Raw genomic sequence first — 19,956 nt, 5'->3', positions numbered from 1 at the left:
GCACCATTCATTCAACAGTAATTTCAATGTACTGCAATCAGCAGTCTGCTTAAGTAACCTACTTATTCTGTAGTGTTGATCACTTATCTTTAAATTAAAAATTTGCCTATTACGTTTTGTTGTTTGTATTTTTGCAACTTTAAAACGCCTATAAAATTTTTAATAACTTTTATGGGCTGTTTGTTTGTAAGCTAAATATTGGAGTTTTTGATTAGTGTGTTTATTTGCACTGTTGCTGATCATTTAATCATTTTTGCCGTATAACTTAATTATTCGTTTACTCACCGCTAGCTATGTAATGTTATGTAAAGTAAGTTGAGCAAAATTAGTCAAGGTGCTTGAATTACATTCATAAATAGCAGTAATTCAGGTTAAATTATGATTTGGCAATGCAAGCCAACTTTATTGGCACTTAGTGTGATGCTGCTCAGTGGCTGTGCGAGTAACTTAAATCCTTCGCAGCGCGAACAAGCGCCGAACGCTCTTCCGCAGCAGTGGTCACAACAAGCAGCAAGTTCAGTTTTGAAAGTGGAAGATGAATGGTTAATGCAACTAAACACTCCGCTACTGACAAAATATGTTGAACAGGCGCTTAAAAACAACCAACAACTTTTACAAAATAGCTACGATGTTGCAATTACTAAGCAGCAACTTATAGCAACAGGGGCAGCGCTATGGCCAAGTTTGGATTTATCTACGCGTACTAGCCGTAGTAAAAATAACCGGCCTGTTAGTTATAACAATGCTAGCTCGGTAAGCTTAAACTTAAATTACGAGGTTGACTTGTGGGGCAAGCTGTCGGATTCAAAGCGTGAGGCTAACCTTTCTTATTTAGCGCAAAAATCGCGTTTTGAACAAGCAAAACAACAACTCGTTTCAGATGTTGTAAAAGGCTGGTTTGATGTTGTGTCTGCGCAGCAGTTACTCGATTTATATAAGCGCCGTGAAGAAAATGCTAAGCAAAACCTCGATATAATTGAGTCGGGTTATCGCCAAGGTATTAACGAGGCACTTGATGTTTATTTAGCCCGCAATGAGCTTAATAACGAGCGCTCACGCATTGCCACTCAAACAGCGAGTCTATCAAGTGCAGCAAGAGTGCTTGAGCGCTTATTAGGTGAGTACCCAAAAGGGGCCATTGCAGCAAGTACTGACTTACCGGTTATTGAGACCGAAATCCCAGTTGGAATTCCTTCAGAACTCATCACTCGAAAGCCCGCATTACTTGCTAGTTGGTACGAGTTATTAGCTACTGATGCGTCACTGGCTTATGCACATAAGCAGCGCTTTCCGAGCTTAAACTTAGCGGCAAGCTTAAGTGATAGTACCGACAGAGTGAGTGATTTGTTTTCCCCTTCAAGCCTTGCATGGTCTTTACTCGGAAGTATCTCGGCACCTATTTTTGAGGGCGGTCGTTTACAAGCCAATGAAGAAATTGCGCGCCTGAATACACAAAAGCAAGAACAGCAATATTTACAAACCTTGTACGATGCATTTGCTGATGTAGAAAATGCAATATCGCAGCAGCAGTCTTTAAAAGCGCAGTACACCAGCACCCTTGAAGCACAAAAAAATGCACTTGCTGCCGAGCAGTTATCGTTTGAGCAATATCAAAGTGGCTTAGTAACTTATACCACGGTACTTGATGCACAAGGTCGCTCATTTGATGCGCAAAGTTCATTAATACAAATTAAAAATCAATTAATCGCAAATAGAATCAACCTACATGTTGCCCTTGGTGGTGATTTTGAAAAACCGTCAGGCGACTTAAAGAGCAATAACGATGAAAACTAAAACAGCTAAAATTATTATTCCAGCCGCGGTTGTTGTTGCCGCTCTTTTAATTGTATTTTTTATAAAGAGTAATCCGCCAGAGGCGAGACGTTTTGGCTCAGCACCAAAAGCAGCAATTAGTGTGTCTGTACTTGAGCTTGTGCCTCAAAGCTATCAAGTAATGATAGACAGCTATGGTACGGTAAAACCAAGAACTCAAAGCTTACTTGTTGCTCAAGCATCTGGGCAAATAACTGAAGTGAGTGATGAGTTTAGAGAAGGTGGCTTTTTTGAAAAAGGCGACGTGTTATTAAAGCTAGATGATAGAGATCATCAGGCAGAGGTTAAATCTGCGCAAGCTAACTTGCTCACAGCAGAGCAAAGCTTATTAGAAGAAAAGGCCCGCGGGCAACAAGCACTGACTGATTGGAAGCGTCTTGGTGGTTCAAGCCAAGCCAGCAGCTTGGTATTGCGTGAGCCGCAATTAGCAGCGGCGCAAGCACAAGTGCTATCGGCTCAGGCTACCCTTGAAAAAGCAGAGCTTGATTTAGAGCGTACAAAGGTTACTGCACCTTATGCTGGGCGTATACTGAGTCGCAGTGTCGATTTAGGTCAAGTAGTGAGTAACAATACCCAACTTGCCACTATTTACGCTATTGATAGTGTTGAAATTCGCTTACCAATAAAAAATAAAGACCTTTCGTTTGTTAACCTGCCAGAGCAATACCGTGATGGTGCTAAAAACCAAGCGGGTTCGTTAGTTAAATTTAGTTCTGATTTAGTGGGTGAGCAAACATGGCAAGGTCAACTGGCACGCACCGAGGGCGCAATTGACGAAAACGCGCAGCAACTATACGTGGTGGCAAAAATAGACGACCCATATAAATCGACCGCTAGTAATCAGTATCCCATTAAAATAGGGCAATACATAAAAGCGCAAATAGCGGGTAAAACGGTGCAAAATGCGTTGATCATTCCTAACAGTACAATTTATCAAGGCACCTATGTTTACGTAGTTGAAGGTGATGTATTAAAGCGTAAAGACGTAACTTTTGCATGGCAAAACGCCAACCAAGCAATGATCAAAACCGGTTTAAAAGCGAACGATAAATTAGTTGTTACGCCGCTAGGGCAAGTAAGTTCAGGCACTAAAGTGAGTATTTTAGGTGCGCAGCCAAAAGAAAAAGTATCTAAAAGTAAGCGTCCGACTCGTGAGCAGCTAGAGCAAAAAGCAAAAGAGCTTGGTATAAGTGTTGAAGAGCTAATAAAAAAACGTCGCGCGGCCAAGCAAGGAGATAAAGCATGATTGCTTGGTTTACCAAAAACCATGTTGCTGCCAACTTATTGTTAGTAACTTTGTTGTTGTCGGGACTATTTAGCCTATCCAGTAAAATACCACTGGAAGTATTTCCGTCCTTTGAAACCGATATGATAAGCGTAGGTGTTAGCCTGCGTGGTGCAACCCCTGAAGATGTAGAGCAGGGCGTGACTATTCGTATAGAAGAAGCGGTGCAAGACTTAGAGGGTATTAAACAAATATTTAGCCGCTCGTCAGAGGGAGCAGGCTCTGTAACTATTGAGGTTGAAAGTGGTTATGACCCACGTGAGTTATTAGCTGATATTAAAAGCCGAGTAGATGCAATTAATACGTTTCCTGGCGATGCAGAAAAACCAATTGTTGCGCTAGCTGAGCGTAAAAGAGAAGTAATAGCCGTTACCGTATCAAGCGATTACGGCGAAAAAGAAACGCGTGAATATGCCGAAAAAGTACGAGATCAAATACTTCGCTTACCTAACGTAACGCAGGTAGAGTTAAGTGGTGTACGAGACTACGAGTTAGCCATTGAAGTTAGCCAAGACACACTTCGCCAGTACAACCTAAGCCTTGCGCAAATATCGAGTGCTATTGCTAATTCAAGTTCTGATATTTCTGCTGGTAACTTAAAAACAGAAGGCGGCGATGTACTAATTAGCTCAAAAGGGCAGGCTTATCGTAAAGACGAATTTGCTAGCATAGTAGTCAAAAACCAAGCCGACGGAACGATTATCCGTTTAGGTGATATTGCTACAATTAAAGACGATTTTGAAGAAACGCCAGTACGCACCCGTTTTAATGGTAAGCAAGCGGCGTTTATAGACGTTTACCGAATTGGCCCGCAAAGCGCGATAACCGTGGCAGACGATGTTAAAAATTATATTGAAGAGCAGCAAGCCACGCTACCACAGGGTTTTAAACTAAGTTATTGGGATGACGACTCAGAGCTAGTTAAAAGCCGTATCGCTACTTTGACCAGTAATGCTTTACAAGGTGGTATTTTAGTACTGGCACTGCTCACGCTATTTTTACGCCCAGCAATTGCATTTTGGGTGTTTATTGGTATTCCTGTATCGTTTATGGGTGCATTTATTGCGATGCCAATTTTTGGTGTAACGTTAAATATAATGAGCCTATTCGGCTTTATTTTAGTACTTGGTATTGTGGTTGATGACGCCATAGTAACCGGCGAAAACGTATATACCCATTTAAAAACCGCAGAATCGGGTGAGCAGGCTGCTATATTGGGTACTCAAGAAGTTGCTACTCCGGTTACCTTTGGTGTACTGACTACCGTTGCTGCCTTTTTACCTTTAGCATTTATTGAAGGGGCGCGGGGCGCTTTATTTGCACAAATTCCGGTAGTGGTTATTCCGGTGTTACTGTTTTCGCTAATTGAATCTAAATTTGTGTTACCAGCACATTTAAAATACATAAAACTACGCCACCAAAAAGGTGAACCATCAAAGCTTGAAGCGATTCAACAACGCTTTGCAGATGGCTTTGAAAGTGCAATTTTAAAATATTACCAACCTATATTAAACACTGCTTTGCGCCATAAATTAGCAACGGTCAGTTTATTTGTTGGTGTGTTTTTTATTATTTTAACCATGATCACCAGTGGTTGGACTAAGTTTATCTTTTTCCCACGTATTCCTAGCGAAACTGTACGAGTCAATCTAACACTGCCAACAGGTACACCGTTTGAAGTAACTAATAAATACGTAATTGATATGTCTGAAAAGGCGCAGCAATTACAAGACAAATATCGCGACCCTGATACAGGCGAAAGCGTTATTTTAAATATACTAGCGACTACTGGTGGACGAGGCGGTGTGTCAAACTCTGGCGCGGTACGCTTTGAGATTACACCTGCAGAAAAGCGTGAGTCAGATATAGGTTCGCGGGAGCTTGCTAGTGAATGGCGCGATTTAATTGGTGTGATTCCTGGTGCTGAAAGCCTAACATTTAGAGCTGAAATTGGCCGAAGCTCAGACCCAATAGACGTTCAACTAAGTGGTACTTCACTAACAATATTACAAGATGTTGCTGATAACATTAAAAACCGTTTAGCAACGTACCCAACGGTGTTTGATATTGCCGATAGTATGTCTGATGGTAAAGAAGAGTTGCGTATAGAGCTTACACAACAAGGTTTAGCGCTGGGTTTAAACCGTGTAAATGTAGCAGGACAAGTGCGTAATTCGTTTTTTGGCTCGCAGGTTCAACGTATTCAACGCGGACGAGACGACGTGCGTGTAATGGTGCGTTTGCCTATCGATGAGCGCCGCTCGATAGCTGATTTACAAAATATTCTAATTAACACCCCCGATGGCGGCTCTGTGCCATTGTCGCACGTGGCAACACTTACGGCAGGGCAAAGCCCGTCAACCATAAACCGTATTGATCGTTACCGCACACTAAATGTGACAGCTGATATAGAAAAAAACAACACCAACATGACGGTGCTTCAAGCCGACCTAGCACAATACCTAGACGAACTAATGCAGCAATACCCGGGTGTTGACTATAAACTTGAAGGTGAAGCCAAAGAGCAAAGAGAGTCGTTTGGCTCATTGGCTTGGGCGTTAGTGTTTGTATTTTTCATTATTTATGCACTATTAGCCATTCCGTTTAAGTCATACATGCAACCAATTATTGTTATGAGCGTTATTCCATTTGGCATGATTGGCGCTGTAGTTGGGCATTGGATAATGGGTATGGATTTAACCATTATGAGCTTACTAGGTATGCTTGCGTTAATAGGCGTGGTAGTGAATGATTCGCTTGTATTGGTCGATTTTATTAATAAAAAACGCAGCGAAGGTGGCAATTTAATAGAGGCCGTTAAACTCGCTGGCGCATCGCGCTTTCGCCCAGTTATGCTCACCAGTTTAACCACTTTTATTGGTTTAATGCCATTGCTGTTTGAAAAGGCAACTCAGGCGCAGTTTTTAATACCTATGGCGGTAAGTTTAGGGTTTGGGATTATTTTTGCGACCTTTATTACTTTATTGCTAGTCCCAGTCAATTATATGTTGATGGAACGTTTTCAGGGCTGGTTTAAATAATATTAAAACGGGTTAATACAAAAGCTGTAGGTATTCAATTGCCTGCAGCTTTTTTGTTTTTAGCTGTACAAAATTGAGAGTTTTTTTCGTTAGATAGATAAGCGTAGATAGATGAAGAAGTTTGGATGTTCGTGTGAGAACGCAGTTAGATAATGATGTTCCCCAAGATACGGTACTCGGTTTCAGTCCTGAAACCAGAAGGTTTCAGGGCGGGAATCTGCGGTTTACCGTAGGCTTCTCGGTACATGCCAAGCTTGCACAATAGTAGACGAACAGAAACCCTGGTATAAAATTTATCGGCTCAGGGACTTAACCCAGCTCCAGTATCCCAGGGAACAAATTAAGTATATAAGACATAGTCCAATCCTTAAACCCAAAACGTAAAAAATTAAGTCGTTCGCTTAGTTTTTCTGCATCTTTAACTCACTGTTTACTTTATTGCGTGGTTTTTGAGCTTGATCATACAATTAATTGGAGTTGCTTTTTATCGAGTGGTAGCATTGCTTTAACTAGCAAAGCGAAGACTTGATTATGAACGATTTACCAGATTACGAAAAAGCCCAACTACTTTTAGAAAAAAACGAAATATTTGTCTCTCCTGCCGAAGCGCATGGCGTTATTAGTGGTTTATTAGCATGCGGTCTAAGCATTGATGACAAAGAGTACCTAGGCCTTTTAAGCGATGTATTTAACGATGGTGAATCGTTCGGTAACGGTTTAAAAACGTTTTTTGGCACTATTTATAAGCAAGTTGTTGCAAGCTTTAATGATGAAGAATTTCAGTTTGATTTATTTTTACCAAGTGATGACGAAACACTCATCGATCAGGCTAATGGCCTCGTATCATGGGTATCGGGATTTATGCTTGGTTTTGGTTTAAAGCAAAAAGACTACGGTAAGCTGTCGGCCGACGTGAAAGAAGTTATTAGCGACTTTAGCGAAATAACACGCCTAGATACGACTTTCGAAGAAACTGAAGAAGATGCTAACGCACTGCACGAAGTGATTGAATATGTACGTGTATCGGCACTACTTTGTTTTGCCGAGCTGGGTAAAGAGCAAAGCAGCCAAAATGATAAAAAAACGCTTCACTAAACTTAATTAAAAAAGTACTACGGGTTAGCTAATAATGGTTGAAATACAAAAGTCAGAGTTTAAAGCACGCAGAGAGCGCCTACTTGCACAAATGGATGATAACAGCATTGCGCTGATCCCGGCTGCTAGTGAAGTAACGCGAAGCCGTGATACTGAATATGCTTTCAGACAAGACAGCGACTTTTTTTATTTAACCGGTTTTAACGAGCCCGATGCTGTACTCGTGCTTTGTAATAACAGCGATACACCCAGTACCCTTTTTTGCCTTGATAAAGACAAATTAGCTGAAATTTGGCATGGCCGCCGTGTTGGTTTTGATAAAGCTAAAAGCGACTACTTATTTGACGAAGCCTACCCATTAAGTGATTTAGAAGAGCAGCTGCTTGAACTGCTAAATGCTAAAAATGCGATTTATTTTGCACAAGGCGCTTATGCTTCATTTGATAGTAAAGTGTTTTCGTTATTAGGCACTTTGCGAAGTGGTACTCGAAAAGGCCTTAAAGCACCCAGTACGTTAAAAGAAATACGTGGCCTTATTCATGAAATGCGTTTGTTTAAATCGCCGGGCGAAATAGAGGTAATGCGAGAAGCTTGTGAGATTAGCGCCCGTGGACACATGCGTGCTATGCGCTTTTCACATGGAGGGGCAACTGAATTTCAATTAGAAGCAGAGCTTCATCATCATTACGCAATGAACGGTGCGCCCCATCCAGCTTACGGCACAATAGTAGGAAGCGGTGATAACGCTAATATTTTGCACTACACGCAAAATAGCGATGTGCTTAAAAATGGCGACCTAGTATTAATTGACTCAGGTTGTGAGCTGCAAGGCTATGCCGCCGATATTACGCGTACTTTTCCCGTAAATGGCAAGTTTAACGAACAGCAAGCCGCGCTTTATAACATTGTACTTAAAGCACAAGAAATGGCTTTTGAAGAAATTAAACCCGGCGGGTTTATGTCGCATGCCAATAAATTAGCAATGGAAGTATTAACCCAAGGTTTGCTTGATTTAGGTATTTTAACCGGCGACTTTGATGAACTAATGGCGCAGCAGGCATGTAAAGAATATTACATGCATGGCCTTGGGCATTGGCTGGGGTTAGATGTGCACGACGTAGGCGACTATAAAATAAATAATGTTGAGCGAGCATTTGAACCCGGGATGGTCTTAACTATAGAGCCTGGGCTTTACATTAGCGAAGACTCAAACGCGCCACAAAAATACAAAGGTATTGGTATTCGTATAGAAGACAACTTACTCGTTACCGAGTCGGGCTTCGACAACTTAACCATTAGCGTGCCTAAAACAATCAGTGAAATAGAAGCGCTAATGCAAAGCGCTAAAAACGCATAAGCTTGGAGAGTAAAGTGGCTAAGCAGTTTGATGTTGTAGTAATTGGTGGTGGGTTAGTCGGCGCGAGTTGTGCACTGAGTATAAGTAAAAAAAATCCCAGCTTAAATATTGCAGTGATTGAAGCAAATCAAGTAACCACCGATTATCACCCAAGCTTTGATGACAGAAGCATCGCACTTGCCCAGCAATCGGTAGAGTATTTACAAAGCCTCAATTTATTTGAAATAAATGCTCCCTATACAGCGGCCATAAAAAAAGTCAGCGTGTCTGATAAAGGGCATTTTGGTAAAACCCATATACAGTGTGATGAATTTGCTAAACCCTCTTTAGGGTATGTTGTTGAGGTTAATCCATTTGGGCGTGCGCTTCATCAGCGATTAGTGCAATCAAACATGAGTTTATTTTGCCCTGATAGCGTAACCTATATAAAGCAAACGCTGCATAGCAACGCACTGACTTTGCAAAGTGGCAAACAACTTAATGCTAAGCTAATTATTGTAGCCGATGGCGCGCAATCTCCGACACGCCAACTAATGGGCCTTAATTTTAATACCCAGCCTTATGAGCAAGGCGCTATTATCGCCAATATAGAAGTAGCTGCAGGACATAATAACCATGCCTTTGAGCGCTTTACCCAGCATGGCCCAATGGCACTATTACCAATGAGTAACAACCGTTATTCATTAGTATGGTGTATGGAAAAAAGCCAAACCGATTCGTATATGGCTTTAAATGAAATCGAGTTTTTAAGTGCATTACAATCAGCCTTTGGTTACCGCGCAGGGCAATTTGTAAAAGTGGGCATGCGCGCAAGCTACCCGCTGGTTTATGGGCAAGCCGAATCGCTAATAGCTCATAGAACGGTGGTTATTGGTAATGCCGCCCATGCTATTCATCCTATTGCGGGGCAAGGCTTTAATTTAGGCCTGCGTGATGTACAAGTACTGAGTGACTTAATTGCCAATAGCCCTAATGAGTTAGGGAGCTATGCGTTTACGCGCGAGTACGAACAGTTGCGCCGCCAAGATATAAATACGGTGATGACCTTAACTGATGCATTAGTGAGGTTATTTTCAAATTCATCTCGAGTATTAGCGCTAGGTCGTAGTATTGGCTTGTTTTCGATGGATTTATTTCCCGCATTAAAAGCCCCATTAGCAAAACAGCTAATGGGGCAAGTTAAACAAGGTTCACGTTTATGAAGCAAACACAGGTTTGTATTGTTGGTGGTGGTTGCGTAGGGCTAACGTTAGCTCTGGGCTTAGCTAAGGCTAATATTAGTGTAGTGGTACTCGATGCGGCATCAACACAAGCCCCTCCAAATAATGAATACGGTTTACGCGTAAGCGCATTGAGTATTGCAAGCCAAACATTATTAGAGCAGCTAAACGTATGGCCACACATAATAGCAGAGCGAGCGTGTGCCTATACGCATATGGATGTTAGTGATGCCGACAGCTTTGGTAAAATAACCTTTAATAACGAACAACTTGAGCTTGATCATTTAGGCCATATAGTTGAAAACGACATTATTCGCTTTGCACTTATAAAAGCGCTTGAGCAGCAAAGTAGTGCAACGCTAATGTTTGATACCGAGTATCAGCAAATACACCAGAGTGAATCAGACGTATTTATAACCCTTAAAAGCGGCGAGCCTATTATTGCTAAGTTGCTGGTGGCGGCTGATGGCGCAAATTCAGCTATTCGCAAACAATTTAATATGGCGCTCAACTTTAAAGATTACGACCACCACGCGCTAGTTGCTACAGTAAAAACTAAAGAGTCACACGGAAATACTGCCCGCCAAGTGTTTTTACCAACCGGGCCGCTAGCGTTTTTACCACTGAGCGATGAGCATACCCATTCAATTGTGTGGTCTACCAGCCCTAACCACTGTGATGAATTGCTAGCAATGGACGACACCGCCTTTAATAAAGCGGTAATGGCCGCCATAGATGGCCAATGCGGTTTATGTGAAGTGCAAAGTAAGCGCGTCGCGTTCCCACTTAAAATGCGTTACGCCCAACAATGGGTTAATGGCAACGTGGTATTAATGGGTGATGCAGCACATACCATTCACCCATTGGCAGGGCTGGGTATGAACCTAGGCCTAAAAGACGCCGCTTACTTAATTGAGCTGTTAAGCAACGAAACTAAAGAGTTTGCAAGCACCCGAACCCTTCGCGATTACGAGCGTACCCGCAAGCTCGATGCACAAAAACACATAGCCATGATGCAAGGGCTAAAAGAGTTATTTGAAGGCGCAAACCCAGTTAAAAAACTAATACGTGGAGTCGGCCTGTCACTCGTTGATAACCTAGGTCCAATAAAACACCTGTTCGCCAAAGAAGCGATAGGAAAGTGATAAAGGCAAGCGGTCAGTTTTTAGCTATCAGCTTTCAGTTAAAACCGATGTTTATTTTAAGCATCGGTTTAAATAGTACAAAGGAACGTTCTTAACTTTTTAGATTATGTTCCACTAGCGCTTGTAATACTGTTTCTAGCAATAAATCTCTCTGAGCATATATAGCTGTCCACTGAGCTTCTTTCCATGTGTTTTCTAACTTTAAATATGAGCCATGGGCAAGAATATTTCTAAGTTCTTCAACTTTCTTTGCTCCTATCACTTCATTTTGTTCAATAATTTTTTTCCTTATGGATACTACACGAGGATCTCTTTTCTTTGCACCTGGAAACCTATCAATTCTGAGCATGTTTGATAAGGATTGATCTAATACGCTATCACCTATGTTTGTATTCCAAAAGCCTTCTATAAATGCCCATAAGCATAAAGCCTCTATAAAGACGTCTCCAATTTCAGCTATTTTGAATATTTCTTCAAAGTAGGGATATCTATAATCAGGCTTAGCATTGAAATTAGAGAGTAGCTCAGTGAATTTATCTAACTCTCGATTATCAAGTACCACTTGGCTCGCTCTCAAGGGGCTAGGGATATTATTCCAGATAGGGTTTATAATTCAATATAGGTACCTGCTTTTGAAATTATTACAGGTGGCGGAAAAGTTAGCCTTAAGCAAAGAGTAATTAATTCAACTATATATTGTGAGTTTTCATTTGAATATGAGTTTTTTATAACTAAGTAACTACAACTCATTGGGGGTGGGTTACCTGAAGAGATCCAATCACCTGGTTTAAATATTTTATCTGTAATCCAACTTCCAATAGGGTTTGCTATTTGCTGGGCATCTTCAAAGTTAGTAAAGCAAAGCTCTATTTGTTCGTTGTTCAGTTCAATAAATCGAGTTAAAGCAAATTCTATTTTTTGACAGTTGTATATCATCCATATTGATGTTCGCATATAAATACCTCCTTATTAAAAAATTTAAGGCGCTTAGTAGTCTCAGGTAAATCCTTTAAAATCACTGCGCGAACTTGGGTTAAGTAATTGATTGTATTTTTTTAGTTTAGATCTGAAGTAATTAAAATCGACGTTTTTCAGGCCCTGCGTCTTCATGCAAAGTTTAACACAGAGCTTAATTTCACCTTAGGCGTGTCGCTTACTGACGTGACGAGCGCATAATTACTATCGTTAGTCAAAAAGCGCTTTGCGTTAAATCAGTTACAAATTGGCTTGTGCTTCATTCACCATATCTTGTAGTGCATCAATTAACAGTGGGTCACGCGAGTTTTGTTTAGCAAGCTTTAGTGCATGTTTCATACTGGTAACGGCTTCTTTAAATTGTTTGTCAGCCGTGTAACCTTGCGATAACCGCATGTGGGAGTAAGCGGCATTAGGGTAATCGCGAGTAAAGTGTTGAAGGGTCGTTATCGCTTTTTTTGTGTTGCCAAATTTTTGCTGGCTATGGGCAAACTCTACGTACACATCTTGTGGAATTTTAAGCTCAAATCCGTACTTATCACTCAGTGCTTGGTAGTAACCTGTAATAAGCGATACATCAGCGAATTTTCCGTGCTCGTCAGTTACTTTAAATATCAGGTCGCTAAATAGGTGAATAAGGCTATCGCTAAGGGCTGGAAGTATAGTGCCCATATGACTAAAAGTAGGGTAATGCTTATATTCCCATTTAAGCTGTGTGGGCATTTGTTGTTCTAAATTGACTAACGTATTTAATGCGCCTGTATAAAAACGCGCGCCTTCACTCGCTACACTAATAAATAACGCTTGGGCGCCTTTAGGCTGTTTAGTGTATTTAAGAATGTTATTTTTTAACTCTTCATCACTCCACCAACTGTTTGGGCTTATAGCGATGTAGTTGTTAAATAACTCAGGCTGATTAACTAAAGTATAAAGCGCTAATGTACCTGCATTAGAGTGACCAATTAAAGTGCTGTAGCCGTTAGTTGAGTAATTACTGTTTATGTAGGGCATGAGTTCGTCAGACACAAACTTTAAAAAGTTGTCGGTTTGCCCAGCCTCCGGCCATTTATTTTTAACAAAGGTTTGAAACTCAGTTTTAGGCTCACCTTCTACTTTAGGTAAGTAATCACGAACGCGGTTAGTTGTATCAATAGCAACAAGCATGGCATTAGGTATTTGCTCGTAATCAACAAGGGATTTTATAACGCCAGATGCCGTATGAAAGTGCTCAACACCATCAAGTAAATAAATAACATAAAGCGGTTGGTCGCCTTTTACAGTGTCAGGTATAAAAATTCTGATAGGCCTGTCTTCGTTAAGTATTTTTGATTGTAGAATAACTTTTTCACCAACGGTTATGTCGGTTGTAGCGGTGTTTGAATAGCTAAAAAAAGAGGTGCTAAAAGTAAGTATCAAGGCAAGTGGTAATAAGAGCTTCATAAATATCCTTATTTAATAATGTGTTGCTTAATAATTGCACGGCTTTAGATTTGAGTAAATGTTTATGTTTTAGATGAAAGCGTAAAGTTTAAGTTATTAAAGCTGCGTTTTCATGCGAGTAAGCTCGGCGTCTACTAACAAACCCCAAAACACTTAGCTTTATTGCAGCAGTTGATATAAAGCGGGCGGATAGTAATGCCATGTTAGTGGCTTTAACACTTATCTATTAAAGCTTAAAAAACCTGCTTGCTTAATTATCCTGCTAAGCGTAAAATGCGCGCTCATTTCGGCTTTTAAACTATTAATTCCTTGCCTTAAACCGACCGGCCGAAACGGTAGAAGGCTCTATTAACCGTAAGGAATATCCATGCGTCATTACGAAATCGTATTCATGGTTCACCCAGATCAGAGTGAGCAAGTTGCTGGTATGATCGAACGTTATACTGGTTCTATCACTGAAGCGGGTGGTTCAATCCACCGTCTTGAAGATTGGGGCCGTCGTCAATTGGCTTACCCAATTAACAAGCTTCATAAAGCTCATTATGTTCTTATGAACGTTGAAGCACCTACTGAAGTAATCAGCGAGCTAGAAACTACTTTCCGCTACAACGATGCAGTGCTTCGTAACTTAGTTATCCGCACTAAATCTGCAGTAACTGAAGCGTCTCCTCTTGCAAGAGAAGAGAAGAAAGAAGCACCAGCTGCTTAATTGTTTTGAGTCCAAGCATGGCGTTTAACTGGCGGTAAATATAAATGGTTAGCCCTTTTATGAATCAGCTGGTTTTATCTGGGGTAGTTTGTAAAACACCCAAGTTAAGCCAAAGCCCTGCTGGCATCCCGCATTGCATTTTTGTTTTAGAACATAAATCGATGCAAACCGAAGCAGACCTTAACCGTAATAGTTATGTAAAGCTTCAGGTTGTTGCCAGTGGAAAGCAAATGCAACAACAGACTCAACATTTGCACGTTGGGCAGGCATTGCAAGTGAGTGGTTTTTTAAATCGCCACGAAGGTCGTAACGGCCTTAGCCAATTGGTTTTGCATGCTCAGCATATAGAAAGAATTATTTGAGGAATTAATCTCATGGCACGTTATTTCAGACGTCGTAAGTTCTGCCGCTTTAAAGCGGAAGGCGTACAACAAATCGATTACAAAGATCTAGCTACTCTTAGAAACTATGTTACAGAAAGTGGCAAAATCGTACCTAGCCGTATTACAGGTACTAGCGCTAAATTTCAGCGCCAGCTAGCAACTGCTATTAAGCGTGCTCGCTACTTAGCCCTTCTTCCATACACTGACTTACATAAGTAAGCAGCGGATTAACAGTTTTTAAAAGGTGTAGAAACATGCAAGTTATTCTACTAGATAAGATCGCTAACCTAGGTAGCCTAGGTGAACAGGTTGTAGTTAAATCTGGTTTCGCACGTAACTTCCTTTTCCCTCAAGGTAAGGCAGTTCCTGCGACTAAAGCTAACATTGAAACGTTTGACGCTCGTCGCGCAGAACTTGAAGCGAAAATCGCTGACCAGTTAGTTGCTGCACAAGCACGCGCTGAAAAACTAGAAGCATTAGCAGAAGTTACTTTAGTATCTAAAGCTGGTGACGAAGGTAAGTTATTCGGTTCAATCGGTACTCGTGACATCGCTGACGCTATCTCAGCTGTTGGTGTTGAAGTTGCTAAGTCAGAAGTTCGTTTGCCTCTAGGTACTATCCGTGAGACTGGTGAATTTGACGTATCAATTTCTGTTCACACAGACGTAACGGCTACTATCAAAGTAATCGTAATCGCTGAAGCTTAATTTTAAATTAAGCGACAAAAGCCGTGCTTTAGCACGGCTTTTTTGTGCCTAAAATTCAGTGTTTTAATTATTAATGTAATAAAGCCTCCTACTACTCTTCTTATTTAGAATGTAAAACTATTTAAATTTATTTTCATTTCATTCAAACCTTTTACCGCTGTTATTGCGTCTAACTTATCAATACACTTGAAATGGTACCTATACCATAATAATTAAAAGGTGATATCACGGATGTTACACGTTAAACCCGAGCAGCCCGCTGAGTGCGAAAATGCATTGATTGAGCGCGTAAAGTCGGGTGATCAAAGTGCATACACACTGCTTTATCAGTTACATATTAAACGCGTTTACGGTTTATGTTTACGCTTATTAGCGGATCAGTCGCACGCTGAGGATGCCGCGCAAGAAGTGTTTGTTCAGGTGTGGCACAAAATCGCGATGTTTGATGGTCGTTCGCAGTTTTCTACTTGGTTACACAGTGTGGCGAGTAATATTGCGATTAACTATTTACGTAAACAAAAAAACTGGGTGCAAAAAGTCGTTAGCATTGAACAGGATGGCATGGATGAGCAATCGGTTAAAGACTGTAAAGGCTTAAACGGCTTAGATAAGTTAATTGTTAGGTTGCCTGAGCGCGCACGCATGGTGTTTGTGTTGTTTGCAGTGGAAGGCTATCGACATGAAGAAATAGCAGAGCAGTTGGGTATTGCCGTTGGGTCAAGCAAATCGCAATATCATCGAGCAAGGCAGTTATTACAAGAGTGGTATGAAAATGAATAAACCAAACTTTGACGACTTTTTAGATAAATCATTAAACACGCTTGATAAAGAAATAGCCCCACAAAAAGATTTGTGGGCAGGCATAGAAAGAGCCATTGTAAATACTCATGAACCTAAGCAATCAGCTACTACTTTATGGCCAAAGTTAAGCGCAATTGCGGCCTGTACCCTTGCCGCACTAGTGGCACTCAATATGTTTGTAATAAACCCTAAACCACAGCCAGTTGTGGCTATAAGTGACTATTTTGCACAGCAAAAGCAAAGCTTGCTGGTGCAATATAAAAATCAAGATGCCTTGACCGATAATTGGCAAACACAATTACAAGAGCTTGAAGAGGCAGAGTACGCCATTAAGCAAGCACTTAAAAACGAACCCGAAAACCAAGCATTGCTAACAATGTTAGCGCAGATTTATCAACAACAACTTGATTTGATTAATAAGGTGCATGCACCTCGTTGGCAAAGTATTTAGGAGATTAACATGAAAGCAATTTTACTAGGATTAAGCTTATTTCCACTTGCTGCATTTGCAGGTGAAAAAATTGATAAACAAATAGAGGTTTCAAAAGGTGGTACCGTTTTTATTGAAAATCAGCGCGGTGATGTAAGTATTGCTGGGTGGGATAAAAGCGAGTTTAAGGTAGTGGGCGAGCTTGACGATAAGGCGCAAGGCTATGAGCTCGAAACGAGAGGCGACAATACATATTTTGTTGTAAAAATGCCACGTAAAATGGGCTGGGGCAGCAATGGCGACGGCTCTAAGTTAACTATTTATATGCCGCACAGCAGCGCATTAGACTTTCGTGGTGTTAATGTATCGGTGATAGCTAAAGCACTTAAAAATGGTGCAGAAGTTAATGTGGTTAACGGTGAAATTACCGCGCAAGATTTAGCCGGTAATATTAAGCTAACTAGCGTTAACGGTGATGTGAATGCACAAAGCCTGAGCGGTAATATTCAATTTGAAACGGTAAACGGCGAAATTAATGATGAACAGTCAAGTGGTGAGTTACGCTTTAGCGCTGTGAATGGTGATATTAAGTCAACATCAAGCGCGAACGATGTTCGTCTTGAAAATGTGAACGGTGACATAAACTTTAACTTAGATAGCATCAAAAACTTGCGCATTAATACTGTTAATGGCGAAGCTGAGGTTCGTATTAGTGAATTGTTAGACAGTGCCGATGTACGTTTTGAGTCCGTAAGCGGCGATGCTGAATTTTTCTTTCCTGCTAATGTATCGGCTAAATTTGAGATTGAAGCCCATGCTAATGGTAAAATTATTAATAAACTTAGCAGCGATAAAGTAAAAAAAGCCAAATATGGCCCAGCTAGCGAGCTTGAGTTTATTATTAATGGCGGCAATGCCGACATTGAAATGGATACCATAAGTGGTCGTATTGAGCTTAAAAAGTAAATCGTAAACTTTTGAGTTACAAAAAGCAGGAAAAGATTTCCTGCTTTGCTATTTGCACAACCCCGGCAAGTCGATAGAATAGAGCCATTCAATTTTAGTACTGTGAAGTTATGGCCAAACCAGATAAGCAAGTCGATACCCTTAAAGTTCCTCCCCATTCAATAGAAGCTGAACAATCTGTTTTAGGTGGCTTAATGCTTGATAACCAAGCATATGACCGCGTAGCCGAACTTGTTGTATCTCAAGACTTTTATACTCGCACGCACAAGCTCATTTTTGAAGCAATGACAGAGCTTGCAGAGTTGGGTGATCCAATCGATTTAATCACGATTTCTGAAAGCCTTGAAAAAAATAATAAACTTGCTGGTATTGGTGGCTTTGCTTACTTAGCCGAAATAGCCAAAAACACACCGAGTGCTGCCAATATCGATGCATACGCAAACATAGTACGCGAACGTGCCGTTGTTCGTGAAATGATTGGTGTTGCAAACGAAATAGCCGAGGCCGGTTTTAATACCGAAGGGCGCACCAGCCACGACTTATTAGATTTTGCCGAGAGTAAGGTATTTAAAATTGCAGAGCAGCGCTCAAAAAGCACCGAAGGCCCGCAAAGCATACACAACATACTCGAAAAAACCGTTGATAAAATAGAAGAGCTATACCAATCTCCGCAAGATGGTGTAACCGGCGTAAGTACCGGCTATGCTGACCTTGATAAAATGACCACAGGTTTACAGCCGTCTGATTTAATTATTGTAGCCGCGCGTCCTTCTATGGGTAAAACCACCTTTGCGATGAACCTTGCAGAGCACGCAGCTATGACTCAAGACAAGCCTGTGCTTATTTACTCATTAGAGATGCCTTCAGAACAAATTATGATGAGGATGCTTGCATCACTTGGTCGTATTAACCAAACTAAGGTACGTACTGGCCAGCTAGATGATGACGATTGGGCGCGCCTTTCATCAACCATGGGTTTATTGATGGAAAAAGGCAAAATGTATGTAGATGATGCATCAGGCCTAACACCTACTGATGTACGTTCTCGTGCACGTCGTATTGCGCGCGATCATGGTGGTATTAGCATGATCATGGTCGATTACTTACAATTAATGCGTGTACCGAGCTTATCGGATAATAGAACACTTGAAATTGCAGAAATTTCGCGCTCTCTAAAGTCACTTGCAAAAGAGCTTAAATGTCCGGTTGTTGCGCTTTCGCAGCTAAACCGTACGCTTGAGCAACGTGCTGATAAACGCCCAATTAACTCTGATTTACGTGAATCAGGTTCAATAGAGCAAGATGCCGATTTAATCATGTTTATATACCGTGATGAAGTGTACAACGAAGACAGCACTGAAAAAGGCATCGCCGAAATCATAATAGGTAAACAACGTAACGGCCCAATTGGTAAAGTGCGCCTGACGTTCCAAGGGCAGTTTTCTCGTTTTGATAATTACGCAGGCCCTGCGATGGATGACGAATATTAATGCGTTTAGCCACTGCTGAAATTAATTTAACGGCACTTGCGCATAATTTAGCGCAGGTAAAGCGTTTTGCACCAAACAGTAAAGTTATGGCGGTATTAAAAGCCAATGCTTACGGCCATGGTTTGGTTAAAATTGCTCAACATTTAAATGATGCAGACGCATTTGCAGTAGCGCGTATAGATGAAGCTTTAGCGCTTCGAGCCGGCGGGTTAACAAAACCAATTGTGTTACTTGAAGGCTTTTTTAATAAAGACGATTTACCTATTTTATTGGCCAATAACTTTCAAACTATTATTCATGATGAGTATCAGCTTGCTGCTTTGGAAGAGGCCGAGCTTGAAGCGCCGTTATTGTGCTGGCTTAAAGTAAATACAGGCATGCACCGCCTGGGTATTGCCCCCGCGCAGTTCGATGAATTTTATATGCGCTTGCAAAATACGCCTAATGCCAATAACACCGTTAATTTAATGACCCACTTTGCCTGCGCGGACGATGTGAATAACACTAAAACAGCACAGCAAATTTCACAGTTTGACTGCCTAGTAAATAATATTAACCAAGCACATTGTTTATCAAATTCGGCAGGCATTATTGCGTGGCCGAATGGCCATGGTGATTGGGTACGCCCTGGTTTAATGCTTTATGGTGTATCACCTATGGCTAACGCATTGGGTGAGCAGCATCAGCTTAAACCCGTTATGCGATTAACGACTCGTGTTATAGCCGTGCGCCATGTTCCAGCTAACGAGGCCGTGGGATATGGTGGGCGCTGGAAAAGCGATAAAGCTACTCAGTTAGCCGTGGTTGCTATGGGGTATGGTGACGGTTATCCGCGTCACGCAAAAGAGGGCACACCGGTTGTTATTGGTAAGCAGCGCTACGGTATTGTGGGCAGTGTGGCAATGGATATGATTAGCGTAGACATAGGCCAAAACGAGCACAACATTAAAGTAGGCGACAGAGTCACAATGTGGGGTCCTGAGCTACCAGTAGAAGAAATAGCACAGTGCGCCGATACCATTCCTTACGAGCTTTTATGTAATATTACACCGCGCGTAAGTTATGAGTATCAGGCGTAA

General features: G+C 41.3%; 19 protein-coding genes and 1 other RNA gene. 16 read left to right on the top strand and 4 right to left on the bottom strand.

Translation table 11 applies throughout. The features are described 5' to 3' along the window. Positions 1 to 378: 378 nt before the first annotated feature. From ATS71_RS12530 to ATS71_RS12520, 3 genes are read left to right on the top strand one after another with little or no spacing between them, the layout of a single operon-like run. Positions 379 to 1,794 (top strand): efflux transporter outer membrane subunit, encoded by a 1,416-nt coding sequence (locus ATS71_RS12530; protein ID WP_058405132.1) that lies wholly within the window; start codon positions 379 to 381, stop codon positions 1,792 to 1,794. Next, positions 1,784 to 3,079, top strand: coding sequence for an efflux RND transporter periplasmic adaptor subunit (locus ATS71_RS12525; RefSeq protein WP_058405131.1), 1,296 nt, complete (start codon positions 1,784 to 1,786; stop codon positions 3,077 to 3,079). Before ATS71_RS12530 ends, ATS71_RS12525 begins: the two co-directional genes overlap by 11 nt. After that, on the top strand, positions 3,076 to 6,159 hold the full coding sequence (locus tag ATS71_RS12520; RefSeq protein ID WP_058405130.1) for an efflux RND transporter permease subunit: 3,084 nt from the start codon (positions 3,076 to 3,078) through the stop codon (positions 6,157 to 6,159). The genes ATS71_RS12525 and ATS71_RS12520 overlap by 4 nt, the downstream gene beginning before the upstream one ends. 155 nt (positions 6,160 to 6,314) lie before the next feature. Here the strand turns inward: ATS71_RS12520 and ssrS are convergent. Beyond that, positions 6,315 to 6,497, bottom strand: a non-coding RNA gene (ssrS, locus tag ATS71_RS18485) — 6S RNA. A gap of 193 nt (positions 6,498 to 6,690) precedes the next feature. Here ssrS and ATS71_RS12515 point away from each other — a divergent pair. From ATS71_RS12515 to ATS71_RS12500, 4 genes are read left to right on the top strand one after another with little or no spacing between them, the layout of a single operon-like run. Then, positions 6,691 to 7,254, top strand: a complete 564-nt coding sequence (locus ATS71_RS12515; protein WP_058405129.1) for a UPF0149 family protein — start codon at positions 6,691 to 6,693, stop codon at positions 7,252 to 7,254. 34 nt (positions 7,255 to 7,288) lie between these two features. Further along, a complete protein-coding gene (gene pepP, locus ATS71_RS12510) occupies positions 7,289 to 8,611 on the top strand; it encodes a Xaa-Pro aminopeptidase (RefSeq protein ID WP_058405128.1) in 1,323 nt (440 codons plus the stop codon). Positions 8,612 to 8,625: 14 nt separating this feature from the next. Beyond that, positions 8,626 to 9,813: a 2-octaprenyl-6-methoxyphenyl hydroxylase gene (gene ubiH / locus ATS71_RS12505; RefSeq protein ID WP_058405133.1), complete on the top strand. Its 1,188-nt coding sequence runs from the start codon at positions 8,626 to 8,628 to the stop codon at positions 9,811 to 9,813. Beyond that, entirely contained in the window at positions 9,810 to 10,976 is a 1,167-nt protein-coding gene (locus tag ATS71_RS12500; protein WP_058405127.1) for an FAD-dependent monooxygenase, read from the top strand. The genes ubiH and ATS71_RS12500 overlap by 4 nt, the downstream gene beginning before the upstream one ends. Before the next feature lie 91 nt (positions 10,977 to 11,067). Here ATS71_RS12500 and ATS71_RS12495 read toward each other — a convergent pair whose 3' ends face one another. The 3 genes from ATS71_RS12495 to ATS71_RS12485 form a co-directional block, all read right to left on the bottom strand. Next, positions 11,068 to 11,538: a hypothetical protein gene (locus ATS71_RS12495; RefSeq protein WP_058405126.1), complete on the bottom strand. Its 471-nt coding sequence runs from the start codon at positions 11,536 to 11,538 to the stop codon at positions 11,068 to 11,070. 44 nt (positions 11,539 to 11,582) lie between these two features. After that, the gene (locus ATS71_RS12490) at positions 11,583 to 11,930 is read right to left on the bottom strand and encodes a hypothetical protein (protein WP_152995682.1); all 348 of its coding nucleotides are present in this window, start codon (positions 11,928 to 11,930) and stop codon (positions 11,583 to 11,585) included. 261 nt (positions 11,931 to 12,191) lie between these two features. Continuing rightward, the gene (locus ATS71_RS12485) at positions 12,192 to 13,391 is read right to left on the bottom strand and encodes an alpha/beta hydrolase-fold protein (protein ID WP_058405124.1); all 1,200 of its coding nucleotides are present in this window, start codon (positions 13,389 to 13,391) and stop codon (positions 12,192 to 12,194) included. A 367-nt stretch (positions 13,392 to 13,758) separates the two neighbouring features. Here ATS71_RS12485 and rpsF point away from each other — a divergent pair, with 367 nt between their 5' ends. From rpsF to alr, 9 genes are all read left to right on the top strand, one after another. Beyond that, a complete protein-coding gene (rpsF, locus tag ATS71_RS12480) occupies positions 13,759 to 14,100 on the top strand; it encodes a 30S ribosomal protein S6 (RefSeq protein WP_006793724.1) in 342 nt (113 codons plus the stop codon). Positions 14,101 to 14,144: 44 nt separating this feature from the next. Next, positions 14,145 to 14,462: a primosomal replication protein N gene (gene priB, locus ATS71_RS12475; protein WP_006793722.1), complete on the top strand. Its 318-nt coding sequence runs from the start codon at positions 14,145 to 14,147 to the stop codon at positions 14,460 to 14,462. A gap of 12 nt (positions 14,463 to 14,474) precedes the next feature. Then, positions 14,475 to 14,702, top strand: coding sequence for a 30S ribosomal protein S18 (gene rpsR / locus ATS71_RS12470; protein WP_006793721.1), 228 nt, complete (start codon positions 14,475 to 14,477; stop codon positions 14,700 to 14,702). 35 nt (positions 14,703 to 14,737) lie between these two features. Continuing rightward, positions 14,738 to 15,190 carry a 50S ribosomal protein L9 gene (gene rplI, locus ATS71_RS12465; protein WP_058405123.1) on the top strand — a complete coding sequence of 151 codons (453 nt, stop codon included), beginning with the start codon at positions 14,738 to 14,740 and terminating at the stop codon, positions 15,188 to 15,190. 231 nt (positions 15,191 to 15,421) lie between these two features. Next, on the top strand, positions 15,422 to 15,970 hold the full coding sequence (locus ATS71_RS12460) for an RNA polymerase sigma factor (protein ID WP_058405122.1): 549 nt from the start codon (positions 15,422 to 15,424) through the stop codon (positions 15,968 to 15,970). After that, positions 15,957 to 16,442, top strand: coding sequence for a hypothetical protein (locus ATS71_RS12455; protein WP_058405121.1), 486 nt, complete (start codon positions 15,957 to 15,959; stop codon positions 16,440 to 16,442). The genes ATS71_RS12460 and ATS71_RS12455 overlap by 14 nt, the downstream gene beginning before the upstream one ends. Positions 16,443 to 16,451: 9 nt before the next feature. Next, a complete protein-coding gene (locus ATS71_RS12450; protein WP_058405120.1) occupies positions 16,452 to 17,387 on the top strand; it encodes a DUF4097 family beta strand repeat-containing protein in 936 nt (311 codons plus the stop codon). A gap of 110 nt (positions 17,388 to 17,497) precedes the next feature. Next, positions 17,498 to 18,877 carry a replicative DNA helicase gene (gene dnaB, locus ATS71_RS12445; protein WP_006793716.1) on the top strand — a complete coding sequence of 460 codons (1,380 nt, stop codon included), beginning with the start codon at positions 17,498 to 17,500 and terminating at the stop codon, positions 18,875 to 18,877. After that, complete coding sequence (gene alr / locus ATS71_RS12440) at positions 18,877 to 19,956, top strand: alanine racemase (protein ID WP_058405119.1); 1,080 nt, start codon at positions 18,877 to 18,879, stop codon at positions 19,954 to 19,956. The genes dnaB and alr overlap by 1 nt, the downstream gene beginning before the upstream one ends.

Origin of the sequence: Pseudoalteromonas sp. H71 (genome assembly GCF_001468485.1) — a bacterium.
Taxonomy (GTDB): domain Bacteria; phylum Pseudomonadota; class Gammaproteobacteria; order Enterobacterales; family Alteromonadaceae; genus Pseudoalteromonas.
This window is presented reverse-complemented; position numbering and strand designations above follow the sequence as displayed.